Here is a 16841-nt window from a genome sequence, read left to right as displayed (position 1 = left end):
TGTAGCCTGGCTCGTTTCAGTACGTCATAAATCGTTGGGCGGCTGACGTGGAAGTGTTCTGCCAGCTGAACTACCTTCCACAACCGGGTTTGATAAAGCCGCCAAATTTCCTGACGATCCAATAATGTTAAGCAAGTGCGTTTGTGTATCTTCATCTACAGTATTCTCCTGAATACTGTAAACAACGCTAGGAATTCTTACAAATAATGCCAGAAAACGATTGGCAAAAACTTGATAGAGCGGAATTTCACTGAGTGGTGAACCTAGATAACCGATGCCGACCAATAGTGTGCAGATGACTGCAATGATGAGGGTGAAGCGTTTCTCGGGAGATCTTAAAGAAATCAGTACAACAATCACATACAGAATACCGTTGGCAATACCGAGCGGAGTAGCAAGATCGATCAATAAAATGAATAGGGCAACCACTCCGCATTCCAGATAAACATTCAATTCAGTTGAATGAATGTTGTCCGATTGTTTTTCATCGCAGCGATTAAGATCAGGCATTTAAGTATCTCAACCCAAGAATGTAATCATATTCTTGGGTTGCATAGTAAGCTAGAAATTAACCCTTATCAATACCAGTATTAATTCTTCGATTCATCCATCAATTTAGCCGCCTCTTTCAATAAAAATTCTCTGAAAGCATTGGCAACACTCGATAAGCGCTTATTTTTCCTATTGACGACATGCCAGTAGCGGATAATCGGAAAGCCTTGCACTTCAAGGATTTTTAAGCGGCCGGTCTCCAGCTCCAATTCTGCGGTATGCTGCGACATGATACCCAAGCCCATACCCGCCTGAACCGCTTGTTTGATCGCTTCCGTGGTATCCGTTTCCATCCCTTTATTAATGTTGATTTTATGCGCGGCAAAAAAACGCTCCATCGCACTGCGTGTTCCCGAACCCGATTCACGCACGAGAAAAGTCTCATTCGCTAAGCGCTTAACCGGAATATTGTGCTCCTGGCATAAGGGATGATTAGGCGGAGCTACAACTACCAGTGGATTCTCCATGAAAGATTCGCTATCGATATCGAGATTCTCGGGCGGTTGCCCCATGATCGCAAGGTCGATCAAATTATCGGTCAATTGCTTTAGCACGGTTTCCCGGTTGGAAACGTTCAAACTCACAGTTACACCGCGAAAGCGCTGACAGAACTTGGCCAATAAATGCGGCGCGAAATAATTGGCGGTAGTTACCACCGAGATATTCAACTTGCCGCGCTCCATGCCTTTTAATTCGTCCAGCGCCACTTCCATGTCAGCCAATTGCTGCGAAATTGCTCGGCTGTATTGATACAGCTCGCGCCCTGCCTCGGTCAGATAAATCCGTTTACCCAAATGCTCAAAAAGTGGCAAACTAATGTTGTCTTCCAGTTGCTTAATTTGCATGGAAACAGCAGGTTGAGTCAAATGCAATTCCTCGGCAGCACGCGAATAACTCAAATGCCGGGCTACCGATTCAAATACCTTTAGTTGTCGCAAAGTGAGATGCAGCATATATATGTCAGCTCAGTAAGTTTATTATAAGTATAACCTTATTATAAACATCAAAATTACTGATTTGTTCTTATGGATAAATAGCGCTATAGTGCGTTCCATAGATTTGAGTAGTCATGTTTGTTGTTTGTAACGCAATCTCCTCTCGTTTCTGTCTGTACTGTTGGCCGGAGTTGAGTGGAATTTAACTGGAGAAAAATTATGGCCGTAAAAATATATAACGCTGGTGTAAAAGAATACCGACAAACTTACTGGACCCCTGATTACACGCCATCGGATACCGATCTTTTGGCTTGTTTCAAAATTACACCACAACCTGGCGTGCCACGTGAAGAAGTCGCTGCGGCAGTAGCAGCAGAATCTTCCACAGGTACCTGGACCACAGTATGGACCGATCTGTTGACCGATCTGGATTACTACAAAGGACGTGCTTATAAAATTGAAGACGTACCTGGCGATGACACCTGCTTCTATGCTTTCGTAGCTTACCCAATCGATCTTTTCGAAGAAGGCTCTGTAGTCAACGTATTGACCTCGCTGGTTGGTAACGTGTTTGGCTTTAAAGCGTTACGCGCACTGCGCCTGGAAGATGTCCGTTTCCCGATTGCTTACGTTAAAACATGCGGCGGACCTCCAGCAGGTATTCAAGTGGAACGCGATCGTTTGAACAAATATGGCCGTGCGCTATTAGGTTGCACCATTAAACCTAAGCTGGGTCTGTCTGCTAAAAATTATGGCCGTGCCGTATACGAATGTCTGCGTGGCGGTCTGGATCTGACCAAGGACGATGAAAACGTTAACAGCCAACCGTTCATGCGCTGGCGCGATCGTTTCGAATTCGTGGTAGAAGCTTGCCAAAAAGCCGAACGCGAAACCGGAGAACGTAAAGGTCACTACCTGAACGTGACAGCACCAACCCCAGAAGAAATGTACAAACGTGCAGAGTTCGCTAAAGAATTGGGCGCGCCGATCATTATGCATGACTACTTGACCGGTGGTTTAACAGCCAATACGGGGCTGGCCAACTGGTGCCGCAACAACGGTATGTTGTTGCACATCCATCGTGCAATGCACGCTGTGCTCGACCGCAACCCGCACCATGGTATTCATTTCCGCGTTTTAACCAAAGTACTGCGTTTATCGGGTGGCGATCACCTGCACTCCGGTACCGTGGTTGGTAAATTGGAAGGCGATCGTGCAGCAACATTGGGCTGGATCGATACCATGCGCGATGAATTCATCAAAGAAGACCGCAGCCGCGGCTTGTTCTTCGACCAAGACTGGGGCTCCATGCCAGGCGTATTCCCAGTAGCTTCCGGCGGTATTCACGTTTGGCACATGCCAGCACTGGTTTCAATCTTCGGTGATGATGCCTGCTTGCAATTCGGTGGTGGTACCTTAGGTCACCCATGGGGTAATGCTGCTGGCGCTGCTGCTAACCGTGTGGCATTGGAAGCTTGCGTTGAAGCGCGTAACCAAGGTATTGAAATCGAGAAAGAAGGCAAAGCGATCTTGACCAAGGCAGCGAAAAGCAGTCCAGAACTGAAAATCGCCATGGAAACATGGAAAGAGATCAAGTTCGAGTTTGATACCGTTGATAAACTGGACATCGCACACAAGTAAGCAATACATGGCCAAAGGAGAAAGGCTGATAATTAAGCACTGCTTTTCTCCTTCATCTCACTAAAGTTAAGGAAAAATAATGAGCGAAGTAATCGATTACAAATCACGTGTTAGTGACCCAGCAAGCCGTAAATTTGAAACATTTTCCTATCTGCCTGCAATGGCTGACAAGGATATCAAGAAACAAGTGGAATATTTAATCAGCAAAGGCTGGAACCCAGCGATCGAACATACCGAACCTGAGTATGTTATGGATTCCTACTGGTATATGTGGAAACTGCCTATGTTTGGTGAAACTGATGTAGAACGCGTACTGGCAGAAGCTGCTGCGTGTCATAAAGCGAATCCAAACAATCATGTCCGTTTGATTGGTTACAACAATTTTAACCAGTCTCAAGGCACTGCCATGGTGATATACCGCGGCAAGACTGTTTAAGTAATAACGGGGTTCGAACCCGCAAGACCCCCTTCACCCTTAATTAGGGCAGGGGGTTTTTTTTCACCGGAATTTGGATTGCAATTACTCGAGGGCATCTCGATAAAGACTGTTTCTATAGGAGTCTGTCATGAGCACTATCATTGATCAATATCGCATCAAAAAAGAACCTTATTACCATTCCGTCGCGGATGAAGTGAAACTCTATGAAGCCGCCTATTCGGTACGCATGCCGATGATGCTAAAAGGCCCGACCGGCTGCGGCAAAACGCGCTTTGTCGAATACATGGCATGGAAACTGAAAAAGCCGCTGATCACCGTTGCTTGTAACGAAGACATGACCGCATCCGATCTGGTCGGCCGTTTTCTGCTGGATGCCAATGGTACGCGCTGGCAAGACGGTCCGCTCGCCGTTGCGGCACGATATGGCGCCATCTGCTATCTTGACGAAGTTGTGGAAGCTCGCCAAGACACCACCGTCGTGATTCACCCCCTGACCGATAATCGTCGCGTATTACCGCTTGAGAAAAAAGGCGAATTGATTCAAGCGCACGAGGATTTTCAGATCGTGATTTCATACAACCCCGGCTACCAAAGTTTGATGAAAGATTTGAAGCAATCGACCAAACAACGGTTTGGCGCGCTTGATTTCAACTACCCAAGTCATGACATCGAAAGCGAAATCGTTGCGCACGAATCCGGTGTAACCGTCGACATCGCCGAAAAACTGGTATCCATCGCGGAACGTGCGCGTAACCTCAAAGGACACGGACTGGATGAAGGGATTTCAACACGGATGCTGATTTATGCCGGTAGCCTGATCGCTAAAAAAGTCGACGCGCATGCAGCTTGCCGCGTAGCTCTGGTGCGTCCGATCACTGACGATCCGGATATGCGCGATGCGCTGGATGCGGCTGTCAGCACGTTTTTTAATTAAAAGCGGCTGTTCGCAAATAAGTTGATTGTTCTGAAACGTAAATAGGTGCTGCCATGAGTATCAATCTGGACGATTACAAAGAATTGCTCGAGGATCTGGAGCCAGAATCGATTGAGTTGCTCAATCATGCTTGGCCTGAAGCGGCTAAAACTTTTTCAGCGCGTGGATTGGATAACTATCTGAAAGGTGCATCCGCAATTCGCGGATTAGGGCGCGGGCGCAGTTTAGTGGATTGCTGGATCGACGAAACACCATTAGTCGCTAAAGAAATCGGTGAAGATATTATCGGTGATCTGGCGACTACTGTCCTTTCCCTTGCCTCAAGAACTTCTGCCTCTGTTATCGAGCTGGTGTTAGCCACTGCCCCGACTGCCGCCAAACGTTTGGGCGATACACAGTTGTTCCAGAATTACTTGCAATTCCTGAATACTTTGATCGCCCAGGCACCGCGTGGTATGCGTCCCATGCTCAGCAAACTGGACATTCTATTCGGCCAGCTGACCCTCGGCGGCCTGCGCCGCTGGGCCATGTGGGGCGCGCACGCGCATCGCACCGATTACGAAGAGCAAATTCGTTATTTCGGATTGGAATCGAAGGAATCGCTCGCGGTATTGCAAAAAGAACGTAAAGGCACGCTGTTCGTTGATGTGCAACGGCGTATCAATATGTATCTACGCGCCTTGTGGGCACGTGATTTCTTTATGAAGCCGACTTCCGGCGACTTTGAAACCCGTGAAGGCTACAAACCGTTCATCGAGCACTATTTCATCCATCTGCCCGATGCTTACGATGCGTTCGGCGATGTTTCGGCGACCGAAGTCTACCGCGCCGCTGCCGCGCATGCCGCCGCGCATTTGGTCGAAACCAAACAACCGATTTCCGCGGAAAGTTTGAACCCGCTGCAAATGGCGGTGATTTCCGTCATTGAAGACGCACGCATCGAAGAATTATCGATTCGCCGTTTTCCCGGATTACGTCACACCTGGTCGGTGCTGCACAGCGCCACGCCGGATATGAATGCGTCAATGGGTGATTACCTCAACCGTCTGGCACGCGCCCTGCTCGATCCGGATTATAAGGACAAGGACCCGTGGATCGTGGAAGGACGCAAGCTGTTTAAAGCCGCGAAAGACCAGCTTGATAGCCACAAGACGTCTTGGGATATCGGTGTACAGCTCGCGCACAGTTTCATGGACAAAAAAATTCCGTACAACCCGCGCACCGACGTGCTCACCGCGCCATACCGCGACGACAACCGCTATTTCTGGGAATTCGAGGAATTCGACTTCAACAAATCGTTGTCCGCCGGATACGATGCGCCGAAACAAGTGCGGAAATACGTCAACGTGATGGAATTCGCCAACGAACTCGACGTGGAAACCGCCGGTGATGACGCAGAGGAAATCTGGGTCATGGGCACTGAATTCTTTCCGTATGAAGACATGGGCGTCTCGTACAACGATATGGAAGGCAAGGAACCGGTGTCGGCGCCCTATCACTATTCCGAATGGGATTATCAGATTCAATTGGAACGTCCGGATTGGGCGACGGTGCAGGAAAAACGCGCAAAACTGGGTGATATGCAATGCATCGACGATATTGCCAACCAATACAAGCGCGAAATCGCTCGCATGAAATTCCTGCTCGATGCGATGCAACCGCAAGGCACGCGCCGCATTCGTAAGCTCGAAGATGGTGATGAAATCGACATCAACGCGGCGATCCGCTCAATGATCGACATTCGTATGGGCATGCAACCCGATCCGCGCATCATGATGCGTTCGGTGCGCAAAGTGCGCGATATCTCAGTGCTGGTATTGCTCGATTTATCCGAATCGACCAACGACAAAGTCGCTGGTCATGACTACTCCGTGCTCGACCTGACGCGCCAAGCGACGGTATTGCTCGCCAACGCCATCAATAAAATCGGCGACCCGTTTGCCATCCACGGCTTCTGTTCCGACGGACGGCACGACGTCGAGTATTTCCGCTTCAAGGATTTCGACCAGCCCTACGACGAAACTCCCAAAGCGCGGCTCGCAGGCATGACAGGACAACTTTCAACCCGTATGGGTGCTGCGATGCGCCATGCGACGCATTACCTGAAACTGCAAAAATCGGCGAAAAAACTGCTGCTGGTCATCACCGACGGCGAACCGGCGGATGTCGACGTACGCGACCCGCAATACCTTCGTCACGACACCAAGAAAGCGGTGGAAGAAGCCGGCCGCTCCGGCATCCTCACCTACTGCATGAGCCTCGATCCGCGTGCGGATCAATACGTGTCGCGCATTTTCGGCGAACGCAATTATCTGGTGGTGGATCATGTGGAGCGGTTGCCGGAGAAACTGCCAGTGTTATATGCGGGGCTGACGCGTTAAGGAATTTAAAGGTTTTAAACAATTATGCAGTGCATTGATGGTACGATTAGAAATATTTAAATCGCCCGTATTGGCATTTTAAATTAAAAATAATAACGTACATAAAAAGTGAGATAACAATGAAAAATAATAAAATTTATCCATCCGTCCTATTTGCATTAATACTCTCCACAGGTATATCAGAAACCATTGCAGCACCTGAAGAGATACCCGGATCAAACTTAACGGTCGATTTCGCAGAATCAGTGCTTTCCGGCGCCGGCCGCTTGATTCGTGCGACTAATATTCCGGTGCAATCCGCGGGAACCACCGTTTACTACGATGTGGAGATGGATTTCAGCACGTTAGCTGACGGCTCGTTCGGGGCAAAACTAATTTCTGCAACACCATCAACCGGCCCTGTCGCTCCGACTTCCGTCAGCACAATGAATTTCTTGCCAGGTACATATGCTGGTATTGTGTCAGGCGCACCAGCCGCAGCACTTCCATGCTTTTTCTCGCTAGAAGCCCCATCGATCGGAGCAGATGGCCGCCGCACTTACATATTGACCATTACGTCCAGCGGAACCGGCTGTCCGGCGGGTGTCACTTCATACAGCTGGCAAACTGGCCCTGCAGCTAACAACAGTATCATCAGTTCAGGTTTTTCAAAAGAAGGTAGCGGTTTTGAAACACGCACCTCCCTGACCTATGCATACGGTACGGAAATAAGCTCAGCAGGAGCGACTGTCAGAGCACAGCAAATAGGCAGCACGCTGACAATTGAACAAGTGAATACCTCCGCATCAACTTTTTCCGGAGCCAAAAAACTTACCCTGATCAAGCAATAATAATCAACTATAAACCTACGGTAGAGTGCGCCGACGCCAGAAGGCGCACCAATCCGCTCTAATGATTTTTTTACATGCGGCATCAACAATCAACGCCATCGAAACAGCACCCGGATTCGGTGTGTCGATACTTTTCCGCATGCGCGCACTATTTTTGGGGTGAGATTTTTGGTGGCTTCAGCCGATCATAAAATTACAAAAATTGGCGAAAAACTGCTGCTGGTGATTACCGCAGGTAAACCGGCAGATGTCGACGTGCGCGATCCGCAATACCTTCGTCACGACACCAAGAAAGCGGTGGAAGAAGCTGGTCGCTCCGGCATCCTGACTTACTGCATGAGCCTCGATCCGCGCGCCGATCAATACGTGTCAAGGATATTCGGCGAACGCAACTATCTGGTCGTGGATCATGTGGAACGGCCGCCGGAGAAATTGCCGGTGTTGTATGCGGGATTGACGAGGTAGGGAGATTATGGAGGATTGCAGTCGTTTTATCGGGAACGGCAAATGTCAGGCTTCCTTTGTTAGTCCAATTTATAAACTGCGGGCGAGTGATCAAGCAATTGAAAGGATAAATGAAAACGTCAATTGTAAAGCCTGATCCTCCTGGTTCGATCGGTCCATTTGTATTATGTCAAGATGTGACCCCAGGATTCTTTGTATGGCACCTCAGGCCGTTATCTTTGCAACGGAACCCACAGCCCGGATTCTTGATCATTTTTCCAACAGCCATATCTTGTAAGCCAAGAAGATATTTGATCAAAATCCGAAAGAGTGAGTTTCCATCGATATTTGTCTTCTATTTCTCTAGCACCCGAAGTAAAGAAAGTAGTTGTTGCAATCATCGCTCTCGATGCTCTATCGTTGTTTTCAGCAACCCAAAGCAGCCGCTGCACTAAATCTGGGCCAATTTTTCGTGAAGAAGAATATCTTTTGCAATCTACAACTGTAAGAATTTCGCCAACCGGTAGCTTAAAGACTGCCAGTATATCTCGGCCTCCATCTCTTGTTCGTGGCGTAACATGGACGGAGTAGCCCATATCTTCAAGGATTGAAGCTACTATTTCTTCAAATTTATAAGGGTCAATTTCATATAAGAGCTTAGGGTGTCTTGAGAGAAACGCAATCAGTTCCGCATTGATGTCGCTTGTTGCAATTGCGAGTTGCTTCTTTCTAAATACTGGCGACCTTTAGTGTTAATTGTATATTCGTGAACCCATAAACCCTCGCCTGGGTCCCAGGAATCGCGATCAACATAGCCTTTCTCAACTAAAGAATCTGGGGCTTGACTTCCTTCTTCACACCAGCACTCGGAGTTCGCTACTTCTACCAGAAGTTCTTCCTCCCAATTGCTGAGAGCATCATCACCAGGCATTACCTTGTACTCGCTTATTTGTTATTGGCCGTTGTATTGTACTTGAATTCTTTATTTAAAAAAACACAACAGAAGCAAGAGGTGGCATCTTGACATCACTCCTTGCAAAGAGAAAAAGCAAGATTGTGAGATGAGCACGGTAGGATGTGCCGCCGCCAGAAGGCGCATCAATCTTGTCCAATGGTGTCCATCCGAGATTCAATCAGCACGGTAAGATGCGCCGACAACAGAAGGCGCATCAATTACCAGGAACTCCAATATCCCCATCAGGCCGCCTGCAATAAAAACTCCACCTTAATCGCTTCATACGGAAATTCAATCGCGCCGCTTTCGGTACGATTAAGCAATCCCGCTTCCAGCAATGCCGTCACGTCACCGTGCACGCCTTTAACGTCGCGCGCCACCCGCCGCGCGGCTTCGCGAATGGATATGGGGCCCGCGCCGCAAAGCGCTTTCAGGAGTTCCCAGCGTTTCGCGGTCAACACTTTCCACAATAATTCGGGCGACGCGAAGCTGATATGATCTGTTTCCTGTGCTTGATCCAAATGCCAGGCACGCGAGAAACCGGTCATTGCTTCCTTCGGATTGCGTACATCAAGAACAACTGTTTTCATGATTCCACCTCTCAATATCTTGTTGAAAATCGGCCAGCAATTGCTCCGGAGTTGTAAATTCGTATTTGATTTCCTGATTGTCCCGATGACAGTGATCGCCTTTTCCAGCTTCATTGTCATAGCGCAGCACGCACCTCCCATTTACCACGTAGGCAAGCCGATACTTGAACGAATGTTTGGATTCCATTACCGGTTGTGCAAGCCGCCAAAGTACAAGCTCGGCAAATTGATTCTCGGAAAACACAATGCGCTGTCGCAATAGCTCGATAGGCTTCATGTTGGGAATTATGACAACACACACAGATGTTGTCAATCAATCCAACACAGAAGCAAGAATTTGGTATAACAAATTATAGGCAATGCTTTCTAACGATTTTATCCGCCGCACGAATAATCAACGCCATCGAAACAGCACCCGGATCCGGCGTGCCGATACTTTTTTCCGCATGCGGGCGGGCGCGGCCGATTCGCGGCATTAGATTCCGGGTGGCTTGCGCGGCTTCATCGGCAATATGAGCGGCCATTGTCCAGGCAGCTGCAACCGTTAGATTCTGGGCTGCACCGGCAGCCAATGCTTGTGCGAATGGATGCAGCACGTCGACCAGCGTCTTGTCGCCGGGTTGCGCCTTGCCTAGGTTGCTTACCGCATCGAGTGCTGCGGCCACGCCGATTGCAACTGTTGCAGCATCCGGTTTTGCTTCGTCCCTCAGTGCATTGCCTAAATTGCGTAGAATCACACCCCACAACGCTCCCGATGTGCCCCCTGCCCGGTCGGACCAAGCATCTCCGGCTGCTGTCAGCACGGTGCCTGCACCGGCTTGGGCATCCAATGCCGCTCTGGCTGCTTCAACAGCCGCGGTAAGTCCGCGCTGCATGCCGATGCCGTGATCGCCGTCTCCCGCAATAGCATCCAAACGGCCGAGCACTTCCTGTTGCAGTTCAATCGCATCCCGGGCCGCTTCAAGTGCGGCTAACACTACTTTTGCAGCAGCTTGTGAATCAGCCGATCCGATTTTCAACGGTTGCTTATCATGGGAAGGCTGAACGGCTACTGCGATATTTTCTTCGGATTGAACGGCCGGTGCGATATTGCCACGGTGAAACGCGGGTGTATCCGCTGCCGCAATCCAGGTCTGTTCGAGTTCATCGTTAAGCCAGTACAACGTCAGTGAAACGCCTGCCATGTCGAAGCTGGTAATCAATTCATCCACCACGGGTTCGACAATGATCAGTCCGTCCTGGGTTAGCAACTGGTCAATTTTGCGGTAAATAACAAATAGTTCTTCGTACTTCACTGCACCTAGACCGTTCAGGATCACGCCCACACGTGTACCGGAAAGACTACCAATCGACAACGGAATTTCGGCGAGCAATTTCTCCACCAGCATTTCCGCCAATCCATCAGCAGAAGGCGCATCGACGCGATACAAACCGGGCTCGCCGTGAATGCCCATGCCGACCTCAATTTTCCCATCGGCAACTTCAAACAGAGGTTTATTAGCACCTGGCAAAGTACAACCGGAAAAGGCGACACCCAGCGAACGCACACGATCTTTGGCTTCTGTAGCAATACGAACCACTTCATCAAGCGGCTTGCCCACATCGGCGGCAACAGCGGCGGCTTTGAATACCGGCAAAGTACCGGCAATACCTCGGCGCTTATGCTGCTCAACAACTGCAGCCGATGCGATGTCATCAGTCACCACCACCGAGCGCACATCGATACCTTGCGCGCGGAGCTGTGCTTGCGCTTGCTCGAAGTTGAGTACGTCACCGGCGTAATTGGCATAGCAAAACAAAATTCCACCGCCCACATCTACCGCTTGTGCAATTTGACAGATTTGCTGTGCCGATGGTGCGGCAAAAACATTACCCAACGCGGCACCGTGTGCTAATCCTTGACCGACAAACCCGCCAAAAGCGGGATAATGACCCGATCCGCCGCCAATAACCACAACCGCTTGGCCAGGTTTGGCTTTGTAGCGGCGAATTACGCCGCCATTGACACGTTGTATTGTATTCCGGTGTGCGGCGGCAAATCCTTCGACCAGTTCGTCGGCAAACTGCGTGGGATTATTGAATAAATAAGTCATTTATGTCGTGCCATTTTCATTAGAAATGATCCTGGCAAATCATAAAACGCAAAACAATTACTCAGGAATAAAAATGGAAGATGCAGTGATAATAGCTTCTATTATTGACGAGAAAGACTACTGATTGAGCGTAGTGACAAAATCCAGAACTTCTTGAACGTGACCGGGCACTTTCACACCGCGCCACTCTTTTCTTAATATGCCTTGCACATCGATCACAAACGTACTGCGTTCGATGCCGAGAACTTGCTTGCCGTACATATTTTTCATTTTCATGACGCCAAACAGGTTGCAGACTATTTCGTTTTCGTCACTCAGTAGTTCAAAGGGAAACTGCATTTTTGCCTTGAAACACTGGTGTGATTTGAGATTGTCACGTGAAACACCTACAACGATGCAATTTTCCTTCGTAAACTCAGGTAGGTGATCACGAAAATCCTGGCCTTCCAGGGTACATCCGGGCGTATCATCTTTGGGATAGAAATAAATAATCAGATGCTTACCCACATTAGCTGATAATGAGAATGTCGCATTATCAGTCGAGGGTAAGGAAAAATCTTCAACCGGATGATTGATTGCGAGCATTTTTTATGGCACCTGTTTATTGATCACGATCGCTATATTATTGTGACCGAGCTTGACCGGTTCGCTAAATCCTTGCAAATCCCCGCTGGCAGTGAAAGCCTGGCCGGATTTCGAGACTCTAGCTTCGATCACGACTTCCGGAAAGCTCGACATTTTCATGGTTGGTGTCATCGCCATATCATCCGTCAGCGTGAACGTGGCCGGAAGATCGCTTGCTTTCAACCGCAAAATGGCCAGTGGCATTTTCGGCCCTGATTTGGCTCGAGCATAAATAAACAAAGTGTCATTTGCCGAGACTTTCGCTGCCATATCACTACTAATCGTTACCTGACCGGACACTGAAAGCGATGTTGCCGCAGGGGAATCCGAACTCGCAGTTTTTTCCACAGATTGTGGATTGGCTTCTTGTTTCGATTCTACAACTTTAACTGGTTGTTCCGGCGCAGCGGGTTTGCCACCTGAAGCGAGTAATTTAGCTTCAGCGATACTTTCCTTCACTGATTGGGCTAATGGAGAATCCGCAGGAATTCCTTCTAGTAATTTTTCCCAGTACTCCGCGGCTTGCGCATATCTTTCTTGTTCAAATTCAGCTGTACCCGCTAAAGCCAGTGCTTTAGGATATTTCGGATCAATGCGTAATGCTTCATGAATCAACTCGGCCGGTTTTCCCGATAAATTGCCTTGATTTTTCATGGCCAAAACATCAGCGTAGTCACTCAGTATCTGTGGACTGTCGGGTATCAGCTCCACCAACTTAGCATAGGTATTGCCAGCTTCTGCATACCGCCCCATGATCGCATAGGTGCGACCGAGCATAATCCAACCTTCGATGTCTTCCGGATTGTTATTCAATCGCGTAATCAAATTCTCCAATACAGATGAGAAATTATCATGACCTGCCGGAGCGCCTCCGCCATCCCGATTCATTTGCTGGGTTGCATTGGCAAGTTGCGCTTGCGGCAACAAACCACGCGTATCACCGATCACAAGATACAAACTGATAGCCGCCAATGGCAGCGTCAATGCAATAAAAGTCGACAGCACGATATTGCGGATTTTCTTATTTTTCCCTATTACCAATTTATTGCGCTCAGTCACATCCTGCAGCATCCGCTGCTGTAGTTCCTGTTTACTTCTGTCGTACTGTTCCCGGCTGAGAATATCGTTTTCCAAGTCACGATCAAGTTCTGCAATTTGATCGCGGTACACGGTAATGTTAACAGCATCGTGCTCCAAATTTTTAAGCTGATTGTCCCTGCTCCGCAATAATGTTGGAATAATGAACAACAGAGCGGCAACAATAAAAATCCCAGAAATAATCCAAAAAGCCGTCATACGTTTTTACCTTTTTTATCTTCATTCAGTAATGCTTCCGCTTCTTCAAGCTGGGCTTGTGAAAGCGACACATCTTCTATCTGTAAACGCCGGCGTCTTAAATACACAATCAGTGAACCCAATCCAAGCACAAATAAAATGACCGGACCAAACCATAGCAAGAATGTGGTGGGTTTGATGGGGGGATCATAAAGAACAAAATCTCCGTACCGATCTACCAGAAACTGGATAATTTCCGGATCGGTTTTATTTGCTTTTATCTGCTCACGAATTTCACGTCTGATATCGTTAGAAAAATCCGCGCGGGAATCCGCAATGGTCTCATTTTGACAAACCAAGCAACGCAAATTTTCCGTCAGCAGCAGCATCCTTTTTTCGACTTCGGGATTTTCCGCGACAGGCACTGCTTCTTTCGACCACCCGGTTAATGGAATAAGCAGAAATAGAACTAAAACAAACGCTGCAGCTTTCATTACACCATTAAATTGACGTACCATGACAAAACCAACCTTTATTTATGTGATTCGTACAGTCTGCTTATGCTTGTTGCTGCAGTTCTTTGATGAGTGGAATAATGGTTTTTTCAAGTGAATCCACCGTGACTGGTCCGATCTGTTTATGTCGTATGATACCTTTTTTATCAATCACATAAGTCTCAGGAACACCATAAACACCATAATCGATCCCAACCTTGCCGTCAGAATCGACGATACTAATAGCGTAAGGATCACCATAGCGTTTTAACCATTGCAAGGCAGTATTACGTTCATCTTTGTAATTGAGGCCATAGATAGGAACAATCCCTGTTCTTGCCAGCTGTACTAACAGAGGATGTTCATCACGACACGCAACACACCAAGATGCCCATACATTCAACATCCAAACCTTACCCAGATTTTCATCCGACGACATTATCTGATCAGGTTGATGCAAATGATTTAACTGAAACTTCGGTGCTGGCTTGTCTATCAACGGCGAAGGCACTTGCCGTGGATTCAATGTCAAACCGACCAGCAAGAATGCTGCCAGCACCATGAAAGCAAATAGTGGAAGTAAATAGCGCATCATACTTTGGTTGTTTCCGTTGCTAATTCAACTTTATTCACGGATGGGGCAACAGCCACTGGAGATTCCACCACTGCACTTTCAGGCTCTTTTTCTTCATCAACTTTGGCAGCGCCTTTTTTGGTGATTTTCAGGCGATAACGACGATCAGTGATTGAGGTAATACCACCGATAGCCATTAATAGACACCCTAACCAAATCCAATCGACAAAAGGCTTATGATAAACCCGAACCACCCAGGCGCCATTAGTTAACGGCTCACCTAAAGCCACATAAAGATCGCGCAAAAAGCCGGTATCGATCGCTGCTTCGGTCATTGCCATACCGGATGCGTTATAAGTACGCTTTTCCGGATACATATTACGAACAAATTGCTCATCCTTAATGACAGCAATATCACCGATCACTGCTTTATAGTTAGGCCCTACATCATTACGGGTGCCGTTAAACTGAAAAGTATAGCCGCCGACCGTAACTTTACTGCCAATCTCCATACGCACATCTTTCTCGGTTTCGTAACCATTCACCAAAGTAACACCAATAATGAATACAGCCACACCAATATGTGCACAGTGCATACCGTAATAACTTCTTGATTGTCTGGCTAACTTGGTGAATAAATTGCCTTCACCGCTATTACTAACGCGGTGTTTCAAATTCACAAATGCACATACTATGATCCAGAAGGCCAGTAATAAACCGAAGCTAATCATCGGTTTCCATTCACCCATATAATATGGCGCGATCAAAGCAGAAACCACACTTACGGCAAACGCCCAGCGCAAACGGATTGCCAATGTCGGCAAGCTCATTTGTTTCCAGCGCGAAATAGGGCCAACACCGATCAGAAAAATTGCCGGGGTCATCACAGGCACAAAAATCGCCTCAAAATAAGGAGGACCTACCGATAATTTACCCAGCCCTAATGCATCGATAATCAATGGATAAAGTGTTCCCAGCAAAACACTTGCCGCTGCGACCAGTAACAGGATGTTGTTAGCCAGCAGCATGGATTCACGCGAGAGTAAATCGAACTTTCCACCTAAGCCAACTTTCGGTGCCCGCCATGCAAACAATACCAGCGAGCTGCTGATGACGATAAACAAGAAAGCCAGAATAAATACCCCGCGTGAAGGATCTGTCGCGAAGGCATGAACCGAAGTTAAAACTCCTGATCGTACCAGGAATGTTCCTAATAAACTTAAAGCAAATGCGGAAATCGCCAGTAAAACAGTCCAGCTTTTGAAACTACCGCGTTTCTCGGTAACCGCCAGTGAGTGAACCAGAGCTGTACCAACCAGCCACGGCATAAATGACGCATTTTCGACCGGATCCCAGAACCACCAGCCGCCCCAACCCAATTCATAATAAGCCCACCAGCTACCAAGCATGATTCCACATGTCAGAAACACCCATGCGACAATCGTCCAAGGTCGCGACCAACGCGCCCAAGTTGCATCCAACCTTCCGCTTAACAATGCCGCGATAGCAAAAGCAAAAGCGACAGAAAATCCTACATATCCCATATACAGCATCGGTGGATGTATCACCATACCGGCGTCCTGCAGCAGCGGATTTAAATCGCTCCCTTCAAAGGCGGCAGGTAACAAGCGATCAAATGGGTTAGAGGTAAACAACATAAACACCAGAAAACCGATGCTTACTAACCCTAAAACCCCGAGAACCCGGGCAACGATATCATCCGGTAATTGCTTACTAAAGACGCTGACCGCAACTGACCAGCCCGCCAGCATCAAAACCCATAATAATAAAGAACCTTCATGCGAACCCCAAGTCGCTGCCAAGCGGAAATGAAAAGGCAGTTCCGTATTTGAGTTCTTCGCCACATTCATGACTGAGAAATCACTGCTGATGAAGGAGTAAGCCAAGCATACGAATGCAATCAGCACAAATACGAATTGCCCTTGTACCACCGGCCTAGCAAGTGCAATCCACGAGGGAATACCGCGTGCCGCGCCGATAATCGGCAACGTTCCTTGGATAGAGGCTAATAATAAGGCAAGAATTAAAGAAAAATTACCAATTTCTGGGATCATGATTT

16 protein-coding genes and 1 pseudogene are annotated in these 16841 nt (G+C 48.0%); 6 read left to right on the top strand and 11 right to left on the bottom strand.

Annotation, left to right across the window (positions count from 1 at the left end; all coding sequences use genetic code 11):
- Positions 1–155 (bottom strand): helix-turn-helix domain-containing protein (locus BLU57_RS16910; RefSeq protein ID WP_176776445.1); only part of this gene is annotated, 155 nt, incomplete at its 3' end.
- Positions 156–590: 435 nt separating this feature from the next.
- Positions 591–1505: a LysR family transcriptional regulator gene (locus BLU57_RS12430; protein WP_090321395.1), complete on the bottom strand. Its 915-nt coding sequence runs from the start codon at positions 1503–1505 to the stop codon at positions 591–593.
- A gap of 201 nt (positions 1506–1706) precedes the next feature.
- On the opposite strand from BLU57_RS12430, the gene BLU57_RS12425 reads away from it, so the two are divergent.
- The 6 genes and pseudogenes from BLU57_RS12425 to BLU57_RS12400 all read left to right on the top strand — a co-directional run.
- Positions 1707–3128: a form I ribulose bisphosphate carboxylase large subunit gene (locus BLU57_RS12425; protein ID WP_090321392.1), complete on the top strand. Its 1422-nt coding sequence runs from the start codon at positions 1707–1709 to the stop codon at positions 3126–3128.
- Positions 3129–3207: 79 nt separating this feature from the next.
- Complete coding sequence (locus BLU57_RS12420) at positions 3208–3564, top strand: ribulose bisphosphate carboxylase small subunit (RefSeq protein ID WP_090321390.1); 357 nt, start codon at positions 3208–3210, stop codon at positions 3562–3564.
- Between the two features lie 130 nt (positions 3565–3694).
- Complete coding sequence (locus tag BLU57_RS12415; protein ID WP_090321387.1) at positions 3695–4501, top strand: CbbQ/NirQ/NorQ/GpvN family protein; 807 nt, start codon at positions 3695–3697, stop codon at positions 4499–4501.
- 53 nt (positions 4502–4554) lie between these two features.
- A complete protein-coding gene (locus BLU57_RS12410; RefSeq protein WP_090321385.1) occupies positions 4555–6882 on the top strand; it encodes a nitric oxide reductase activation protein NorD in 2328 nt (775 codons plus the stop codon).
- A gap of 119 nt (positions 6883–7001) precedes the next feature.
- Entirely contained in the window at positions 7002–7712 is a 711-nt protein-coding gene (locus BLU57_RS12405) for a hypothetical protein (RefSeq protein ID WP_090321382.1), read from the top strand.
- Between the two features lie 204 nt (positions 7713–7916).
- Positions 7917–8177 (top strand): annotated as a pseudogene (locus BLU57_RS12400) (VWA domain-containing protein); the annotation flags it as partial.
- A gap of 212 nt (positions 8178–8389) precedes the next feature.
- On the opposite strand, the gene BLU57_RS12395 reads toward BLU57_RS12400, so the two are convergent.
- The 9 genes from BLU57_RS12395 to BLU57_RS12350 all read right to left on the bottom strand — a co-directional run bounded on the left by BLU57_RS12395 (position 8390) and on the right by BLU57_RS12350 (position 16836).
- A complete protein-coding gene (locus BLU57_RS12395; protein ID WP_256206282.1) occupies positions 8390–8800 on the bottom strand; it encodes a restriction endonuclease in 411 nt (136 codons plus the stop codon).
- A 553-nt stretch (positions 8801–9353) separates the two neighbouring features.
- Positions 9354–9701, bottom strand: coding sequence for an HVO_A0114 family putative DNA-binding protein (locus BLU57_RS12385; RefSeq protein ID WP_090321369.1), 348 nt, complete (start codon positions 9699–9701; stop codon positions 9354–9356).
- Entirely contained in the window at positions 9682–9978 is a 297-nt protein-coding gene (locus BLU57_RS12380) for a toxin-antitoxin system TumE family protein (protein WP_090321367.1), read from the bottom strand. Before BLU57_RS12380 ends, BLU57_RS12385 begins: the two co-directional genes overlap by 20 nt.
- 73 nt (positions 9979–10051) lie before the next feature.
- Positions 10052–11794, bottom strand: a complete 1743-nt coding sequence (locus BLU57_RS12375; protein WP_090321364.1) for a dihydroxyacetone kinase family protein — start codon at positions 11792–11794, stop codon at positions 10052–10054.
- 117 nt (positions 11795–11911) lie between these two features.
- Positions 11912–12379 carry a peroxiredoxin gene (locus BLU57_RS12370; RefSeq protein ID WP_090321362.1) on the bottom strand — a complete coding sequence of 156 codons (468 nt, stop codon included), beginning with the start codon at positions 12377–12379 and terminating at the stop codon, positions 11912–11914.
- A gap of 3 nt (positions 12380–12382) precedes the next feature.
- Positions 12383–13714, bottom strand: a complete 1332-nt coding sequence (gene ccmI / locus BLU57_RS12365; protein ID WP_090321359.1) for a c-type cytochrome biogenesis protein CcmI — start codon at positions 13712–13714, stop codon at positions 12383–12385.
- Positions 13711–14211: a cytochrome c-type biogenesis protein gene (locus tag BLU57_RS12360; protein ID WP_090321357.1), complete on the bottom strand. Its 501-nt coding sequence runs from the start codon at positions 14209–14211 to the stop codon at positions 13711–13713. Before BLU57_RS12360 ends, ccmI begins: the two co-directional genes overlap by 4 nt.
- Positions 14212–14251: 40 nt before the next feature.
- Positions 14252–14782 (bottom strand): DsbE family thiol:disulfide interchange protein, encoded by a 531-nt coding sequence (locus BLU57_RS12355; RefSeq protein WP_090321354.1) that lies wholly within the window; start codon positions 14780–14782, stop codon positions 14252–14254.
- Positions 14779–16836, bottom strand: coding sequence for a heme lyase CcmF/NrfE family subunit (locus tag BLU57_RS12350; RefSeq protein WP_090321351.1), 2058 nt, complete (start codon positions 16834–16836; stop codon positions 14779–14781). Before BLU57_RS12350 ends, BLU57_RS12355 begins: the two co-directional genes overlap by 4 nt.
- Positions 16837–16841 lie beyond the last annotated feature (5 nt).

This window comes from Nitrosomonas oligotropha (assembly GCF_900106555.1).
Classification (GTDB): Bacteria; Pseudomonadota; Gammaproteobacteria; order Burkholderiales; family Nitrosomonadaceae; genus Nitrosomonas; species Nitrosomonas oligotropha_A.
Note: the sequence above shows the minus strand (reverse complement) of the source record. Positions and strands in the feature narration are given on the sequence as shown.